Below are 7,033 nucleotides of genomic sequence, written 5' to 3' on the forward strand. Positions count from 1 at the left end.
TCCCGGCGTAGTAGGCGAGGTAGTTTCCGGCCGGGCCGGGGGCGGGGGCTCGCGCGAAGGTGTTGCCGTCGATGAAGGTCGCAGGGTTGGGGTCGAGGCCCCAGCCGAGGGCACCGGGGATCATGCCGGATTTCGACTGGTCTTCCTGGGTGTCGAGGCCCGACTTGAGCCAGGAGCCCCTGGTGCCGTGGACGGCGAAGCGGACGTCGGGAGCGGCGGCGATCATGGCAGCGTTCAGCACGACGCGCTTGTCGGGATAGCGCAGGACGGCATGGACCCAGTCGGGGGTCAGGCCGCCGGGCCGCTGGATGGCCATGTCGCAAATGACGGCTTCGGGCGCGCCGAACAGCACCAGCATCTGGTCGATCAGGTGGGGCCCCAGGTCCAGCCAGACGCCGTCGCCGTCGTTCTCGCGCCAGCGGTCGCGGACCAGGGGCCGGTGGCGGTCGTAGCGGCTCTCGACCGTCACGATGTCGCCGAGGCGGCCGCTCGCGATCTCCGCTTGCAGCGCCAGGAAGTCGGCGTCCCAGCGGCGGTTCTGGAAGACCGACAGCAGCCGGCCGGTCTGCTGGGCCAGGGCGACCAGATACTCGGCATCGGCCAGGGTGGTGGCGAACGGCTTGTCGACGACGACGGCCTTGCCCGCCTTCAGCGCGGCCTCGGCCTGCGGGGCGTGCAGGGCGTCGGGGGTGGCGAGGACGACGAGGGCGATATCGGGGTCGGAGAGGACCGTCTCGAAGTCGGGGAGGATGCGGACATCGGGCCAGACGGCGTGGACGTCGTCGGGGCGGCGGCTGACGATAGTGTGGAGGTTGAGGTCGGGGCAGGCAGCGACCAGCGGGGCGTGGAAGGTCTTGCCCGCGTTGCCGAAGCCGATGACGGCGGTGTTGATCATCGGTCTTGCCAGAATAAGAACATTGAGAGAACACTCTCCTCCCCGTTCCGCAGGAATGGGGAGGTGGCGCGGCCCTTCTTCAGGGCCGTGACGGAGGGGGCGACACGGTGGCGGACGGGATCAGCTATCAACGCGCGCGGGCCTTTCGACGAAGGCTGACGCCGCCCGAGGCGCGGCTGTGGGTTCATCTGAAGGGCGACAGGCTGGGGGGCCTGGGGTTTCGCAAACAACATCCGGTCGGGCCTTACATTCTCGACTTCTACTGCGCGGCGGCGAAGCTGGCGGTGGAGGTGGATGGGGCGGTTCATCTCGAGGAAGGCCGGGCAGATCACGATGCCCGGCGGACGGTCTGGCTCGGTGGCAAGGGTATTCGCGTGATCCGGATTGCGGCCGTGGCGGTGAGGGATGAGTTGGAGGGTGTATTGGGCTTCATTCGGCGGGAGGCGGAGGCGCGGGTGGTGGTCAAGGACCCTCCCGGTGAGAACGTGTCGCCCCCTCCGTCACGGCCCTGAAGGAGGGCCGCGCCACCTCCCCATGCTGCGCACGGGGAGGAGAGTCGCGCCCTTTTATCCCGCGACCATGCTCATGTCGCGGCGGGCGAGGAGTTTGTCGAACTCGCCCCAGACGCCGTCGGCGCCGTGCCAGGCGCCGGTGGTGGCGGCTTTGGAATATTCCGTGGCGCGGGCCTCGAAGAAGTTGGCGTGTTCGACGCCCGACAGCAGTGACTGCAGCCAGGGCAGGGGGTTTTCCTTGACGCCGTAGACCTCTGGCAGCTTGAGCTGGCGCAGGCGCCAGTCGGCGATGAAGCGGATGTATTGCTTGATGTCCTCGGGCGTCATGCCCTGGACCTCGCCGGCCTCGAAGGCCAGGTCGATGAACTTGTCCTCCAGCCCGACCACGGTCTCGCAGCAGGCGACGATGTCGTCGGCCACGGCCTTGGTGACCACGCCGGTTTCCTTGTTGAAGGCGTGGTACAGCTTGATGATGCCGTCGCAGTGCAGGCTCTCGTCGCGGACGGACCAGGACACGATCTGGCCCATCCCCTTCATCTTGTTCTGACGCGGGAAATTCATCAGCATGGCGAAGCTGGCGAACAGCTGAAGCCCCTCGGTGAAGCCGCCGAACATGGCGAGCGTGCGGGCGATGTCGGCCTCGGTATCCACGCCGAACTTCTGCATGAAGTCATGCTTGTCGCGCATGGCCTCGTATTCCATGAAGGCCCCGAACTCGCTCTCGGGCATGCCGATGGTTTCCAGCAACAGGGCATAGGCCGCGATGTGGATGGTCTCCATGTTGGCGAAGGATGACAGCATCATCTTCACCTCGGTCGGTTTGAACACCCGGCCATATTTTTCCATGTAGTTGTCGGCGACCTCGATGTCGGACTGGGTGAAGAAGCGGAAGATCTGCGTCAGCAGGTTGCGCTCCTTGTCGTTCAGGTTCGCGGCCCAGTCCTTGCAGTCCTCGCCCAGCGGCACCTCTTCGGGCATCCAGTGGACCTGCTGCTGCTTCTTCCACATGTCGAACGCCCACGGATAGCGGAACGGCTTGTAGGCCGCCGAGGGGGTCAGCAGGCCGGGGGTTCCGGGACGGATGATGGCGTGGGCGTTCATGCGACAGGCACCGGACTGAGATCGAGAAACGGACTGGACCTATCCAAGCCCAGAATCGACCTGAAGGCTATCCCTAGATGGTTAACGATCCCCAGCATCAACATCTTGTGTCGAACAGGGGATGGTTTTGTCACCGTGACAGGATCTCGGGTGACGGACAGTTATATCAGTCGGGCGCGGAACCCTGTTCCTTTCGCTCGGCCTCGGCGTCCAGCGCCTCCCTGAGACGGTGCAGGTAGGCCGCCCGGACGTGGTCGATCTGGCGGAAGGCCGTGCTGTCGCTGTCGAGGCGGCCGGTCGAGCGTTCGACCATCTGGGCCAGACGCATCCAGACCATCGCCTGTTGCGGCTGGTCGATGGCGGCGTTCTCCGAAGCCTGACGGAAGGCGAAGCGGTGCAGCGCGCGGGCGTCCGGATTGAACAGCAGGCCGAAGCGCGAGGTCGATTCGGCCTCGTCGACCTCCTCCAGTGCGGGGTCCATCTCCATTTCCTGATCCTTGGTCGGTATCCCGGCCATCCAAGGCGGCGGGGGCGCCACACTGCCGGGCGTGAAATCGGCGCGTCGCCACCCCTCGATCGCCGCGCGTCGCCGGATGTGGCGGATGCTTACGCCGTAGCGTTCGGAGAGGACCGGCGCGCTCACGCCGGACAGGAAGTCCGCCCGGACGCAGGCCCAGGCTTCGGGGGTGAGACGGGGTGTGGGTTCGATGTCTGTCATCCGGCAAGCCTAAGGCCAGTTCCAACCCAGGCGCGTTCGCGGGGGTCTGTGGCGATGCAATCCCTTGTGCGGCAAGGGATTGGTCCGTCGAGGTTCGCAACCTGGGGCGTCCGGACAAGCCGGGCTGGAGCGGAATCGACGCCGGCAGGGGGGCTGTCGCCGCACTGAAGACCTCCAACTGGGCGGCAATTGCGCTAGTCTGGGCGACCGTCTCGTTGCGTTCGATGGAGTCCTGCCCGTGAAACTGCTGATCCGCGCCACCAACAGCATCCTCGAACTGCTGCTGCTCTATGTGGTCATCCTGGCCGGATGCGCCGGGCTGTATGCCCTGTTCGAGGCCAAGTCCTTCGGCGACGCCCTGTGGTGGGCGGCGGTAACGGCGACGACGACCGGATACGGCGACATCTATGCGACCACCCTGGGCGGGCGGATCGTGACCGTCTTCCTGATGCACGTGACCCTGCTGTTCATCCTGCCCCTGCTGATCGGGCGGATCATCGGGACGCTGATCGAGGACCAGCACAAGTTCACCGACGAGGAACAGCGTCAGCTTCTGGCCGACATCGCCTTCATCAAGGCGCGACTGGCCGAGGAGGACGGGCCGAAGGCCTGATCGCGATCAGGCGGCCTCGGCCTCGGCCGTCTCGGGGGCGCAGAGCAGGCGCTCCATGGCCGTATAGAGGGCATGGTGCGAGATCGGCTTGGCCAGGTGGGCGTCCATGCCGGCGGCCAGGCAGCGGGCGGCGTCTTCGGGCATGGCGTCGGCGGTGACGGCGAGGATGGGAACGCCGCTGCCCGTCGCCCGGATCGCCCGGGTCGCGGCCAGGCCGTCGACGCGCGGCATCCGCACATCCATCAGGATCAGGTCGAAGGGCTGGGTGGCGGCCATATCGATGGCTTCGTCGCCGTCACACGCCTCTACGACCTCGCAGCCGACGGCGGTCAGCATCAGGCGAGCGACCTCGCGGTTGGCCGGATGGTCGTCGACGACCAGGATACGGGGCGGGGCACTTTCGTCCCGCTCGGCGCGGGCGTCGGCGTGGTTCGCCATAGCCTCCGGGGCCGCCGTTGCCAGGGGCAGCCGCAGGGTGAAGGTCGCGCCCTCGCCGGGCTGGCTGTCGATCACGACGTCCCCACCCATCAGGTCGGCGTGACGCTTGACCAGGGTCAGACCGATGCCGGCACCGATATGGGCGCGGCTGATCGAATCGTCGCCCTGGACGAAGGGATCGAACAGGCGCGGCGCAGCGACAGGGTCGAAGCCCTTTCCGGTGTCGGAGACGGCGATCAGGACCTGGCCGTCGATGCGATCGGCCAGGATGCGGACGCCGCCGTGCTCGGTGAACTTGACGGCATTGCTGATCAGGTGATGCAGGGCCTGACGCAGGCGGCGGGGATCGCCGATGACGGGGGCCAGGGCGTCGGGGCGGACCTCGACGCTCAGGGTCAGGCCCTTGTCGGCGGCCTCGATGCGGCTGGGAGCCGCCGCCGCGTCGATGACCTGCAGCAGGGACAAGGGTGTCGTGTTGAGCACGTCGTCGCCGCGCGAGATTTCTAGAACGTCCTCGACCAGCATCAGCAGGGCGTCGCCCGAACGCTGGATGTGACCCAGGTGGGACACGGCGTCCAGGTCCATGCCGGGGCGGCGCGCCAGCACCTCGGCATAGCCGGTGACGCTGTTCAGGGGAGTGCGCATTTCGTGGCTCATCAGGGCCAGGAAGCGGGATTTGGCGGCGTCGGCCTGTTCGGCGCGGCGGCGGGCGGCGTGAGCGGTTTCGGTCCGGGCCTTCAGGCACAGGATCAGGCGGCGTCGTTCCGACATGACCGCCGAGACCGGCAGGGCGGTGACCAGAACCCCCAGCAGGAACACATAGTAGATGTTCAGCTGGCGCAGCAGGGCCGGTCGGTCGGACAGTTCCGGCAGCTCGGAGAGCTTCGACAGGGTGCCGGGGCCGTGGCCTGACAGAGTCCCCGTGGCAGCGATGACGGCCACCCCGATAACGGCACCCGCGACCCACGACGGGGGCGTCCGGAAGGCGACCAGCAAGAGGAATGGGAAGATCAGGAACGCGGCCGGGACCACGTTCTGGAAGAAGATCCCGGCCGTCACCAGCATCAACAGAACGATCAGCAGCGCGGCCTCGGTCGGAGAGGCGGGGGCCGTCGAGCGGAACCGGTGCGCCTTGGCGATCAGCAGCAGGGCCGGTGCCACCATCAACAGGCCCAGGGTCTCCATGACGAAGAAGCGCTGGGCCATGAACATCAGGGTACCCATGGGGAACCGGAAGGTCGCCGCAGCCACGGCGATGGAAATGACCATGGACAGCAGGACGGCAGGCACTACGGCCAGGAAGGCGAACCGCCACAACCGCTTGGGCCGTCGAATGTCGAGTGCCGCCCCGCAGACGCGCCGGGCGATGATGGCCGCCACCAGGACCTCGCCCATGTTCATGACGGCGTTCAGCCACCAGAAGGGGGCGATGTCCCCGCGAACCACGTTGCCGATCAGGTTGATGACGAGGCAGGCGGCCAGGACCTGGATCGCCCGGCGACGGTGCAGATGCAGGGCGGCGGCCAGCATCACCCCGTTTGCGGGCCAGATGACAACGGCATCGAAGGTGCGCGCGCTCCAGATCCCGAAGACGAGGCAGAGGACGAAGAGGGCGACGTAGATCAGCGCATGCGGGCCCGAAGCCTGTCCCGCATCATGTCTGAATAGTCGCCAGCGACCGTGCATTCGGACCCCTCGACCGCAGTTCTTGAAACTAGCGTCGCACGAGAAGGTTAAATTTCGGATGCCGAGCCCGGAAGCTTTGCCTTGGGGCCGCTGACCGGGCCTAACCCTCGATCGGGCGGGCTTCCTCGGCCAGCATGATCGGGACGCCGTCGCGGATCGGGAAGGCCAGCCTGGCCCCCTTCGACACCAGTTCGCCCGCCTCGCGATCATAGGACAGCGGGCCGCGCGTCACGGGACAGACCAGCACCTCCAGCAGGCGCGGATCGACGGTCGAGGGGGTGTGGAAGGCGTCTGACATGATGTCTTTCTAGTGGGCTATCGCGCGTTGCGCTACTTGAGCCCACATCATCGCTTCGCGCGTTGTGTCACGCGCTCAAGCAGTGCGCGGCCGCGTCGCGAACGGTAGCGCCCTGAAGCCTGCGCTCAAGCAGCGAGGCTCCGCGAGCCGAGCGGTAGCGCCCCAAACCCTGCGCTCAAGCAGTGAGGCTCCGCGAGCCGAGCGGTAGCGCCCCTTCCTATTGCATCGCCGTCGGGGAATCGCCGTCGCCGCTTTCGGCGGCGTCGATCTGGAGCAGGGCGGTCAGGGTCTGGCAGCGGTCCTCCAGGGTCTGGGACTCCAGCAGGGCCTGTTTCTCGGCGGGCTCGAACGGCAGGGCCATGGACAGGGAGTTGATCAGGGCTTCCTGCGGCGCGCCGCCGGCGGTTTCCCAGTCGATCTCAAGCTGTCGGCGCTCCAGATAGGCGCGCAGGGCCGACAGGAAGGCGTCGCGGTCGAAGTCGTCGCCTGTCGGCGAGGCCAGATCGGCCTCGAAAGCAGCGAAAGCGGCGCGGACCTGGCGGTAAGGCGTCTGGCTGGGCAGTTCGACAGCGACGCGGAACCGGCAGATGCCGGTCAGGGTCACCAAGTATCGGCCGTCCGAGGTTTCGGCGAAACTGGTGATCCGGCCCGCGCATCCGACCGCGGTCAGGCTGGGCAGGCTCGCAGGTCCGCCCGCCGGCTGGATCAGGCCGATCATCCGGTCCCCGGCCATGGCGTCGTCGATCATGTTCAGATAGCGCGGCTCGAAGAT

The 7,033-nt window shown here is 67.1% G+C and carries 8 protein-coding genes; 2 read left to right on the top strand and 6 right to left on the bottom strand.

Going from position 1 to position 7,033, the window contains the following annotated elements; all coding sequences use genetic code 11:
* Positions 1-895: oxidoreductase (locus JHC99_RS16325; protein WP_292155652.1), on the bottom strand; the 895-nt coding region annotated here is incomplete at its 3' end.
* 107 nt (positions 896-1,002) lie between these two features.
* On the opposite strand from JHC99_RS16325, the gene JHC99_RS16330 reads away from it, so the two are divergent.
* Entirely contained in the window at positions 1,003-1,407 is a 405-nt protein-coding gene (locus JHC99_RS16330; protein ID WP_292155655.1) for a DUF559 domain-containing protein, read from the top strand.
* Positions 1,408-1,461: 54 nt separating this feature from the next.
* Here the strand turns inward: JHC99_RS16330 and JHC99_RS16335 are convergent, their stop codons facing one another.
* Both JHC99_RS16335 and JHC99_RS16340 read right to left on the bottom strand, forming a co-directional pair.
* Positions 1,462-2,508: a ribonucleotide-diphosphate reductase subunit beta gene (locus JHC99_RS16335; RefSeq protein ID WP_292155658.1), complete on the bottom strand. Its 1,047-nt coding sequence runs from the start codon at positions 2,506-2,508 to the stop codon at positions 1,462-1,464.
* A gap of 166 nt (positions 2,509-2,674) precedes the next feature.
* Complete coding sequence (locus JHC99_RS16340) at positions 2,675-3,226, bottom strand: hypothetical protein (protein WP_292155659.1); 552 nt, start codon at positions 3,224-3,226, stop codon at positions 2,675-2,677.
* A 238-nt stretch (positions 3,227-3,464) separates the two neighbouring features.
* Between JHC99_RS16340 and JHC99_RS16345 the strand changes: the two genes are divergently transcribed.
* Positions 3,465-3,839 (top strand): potassium channel family protein, encoded by a 375-nt coding sequence (locus JHC99_RS16345; RefSeq protein ID WP_292155660.1) that lies wholly within the window; start codon positions 3,465-3,467, stop codon positions 3,837-3,839.
* Positions 3,840-3,845: 6 nt separating this feature from the next.
* On the opposite strand, the gene JHC99_RS16350 is transcribed toward JHC99_RS16345, so the two are convergent.
* The 3 genes from JHC99_RS16350 to JHC99_RS16360 form a co-directional block, all read right to left on the bottom strand.
* Positions 3,846-5,963, bottom strand: a complete 2,118-nt coding sequence (locus JHC99_RS16350) for a response regulator (protein ID WP_292155663.1) — start codon at positions 5,961-5,963, stop codon at positions 3,846-3,848.
* 100 nt (positions 5,964-6,063) lie between these two features.
* Entirely contained in the window at positions 6,064-6,261 is a 198-nt protein-coding gene (locus tag JHC99_RS16355; RefSeq protein WP_292155665.1) for a Trm112 family protein, read from the bottom strand.
* Between the two features lie 217 nt (positions 6,262-6,478).
* Positions 6,479-7,033: LON peptidase substrate-binding domain-containing protein (locus JHC99_RS16360; RefSeq protein ID WP_292155667.1), on the bottom strand; the 555-nt coding region annotated here is incomplete at its 5' end.

The sequence above is a fragment of the Brevundimonas sp. genome (assembly GCF_016463485.1).
GTDB lineage: Bacteria > Pseudomonadota > Alphaproteobacteria > Caulobacterales > Caulobacteraceae > Brevundimonas.

What these genes read in the sequence shown, in the direction of transcription:
- JHC99_RS16340 (WP_292155659.1), bottom strand. Translation starts at nt 3,226, where the DNA reads ATGACAGACATCGAACCCACACCCCGTCTCACCCCCGAAGCCTGGGCC.
- JHC99_RS16355 (WP_292155665.1), bottom strand. Translation starts at nt 6,261, where the DNA reads ATGTCAGACGCCTTCCACACCCCCTCGACCGTCGATCCGCGCCTGCTG.
- JHC99_RS16350 (WP_292155663.1), bottom strand. Translation starts at nt 5,963, where the DNA reads ATGCACGGTCGCTGGCGACTATTCAGACATGATGCGGGACAGGCTTCG.
- JHC99_RS16335 (WP_292155658.1), bottom strand. Translation starts at nt 2,508, where the DNA reads ATGAACGCCCACGCCATCATCCGTCCCGGAACCCCCGGCCTGCTGACC.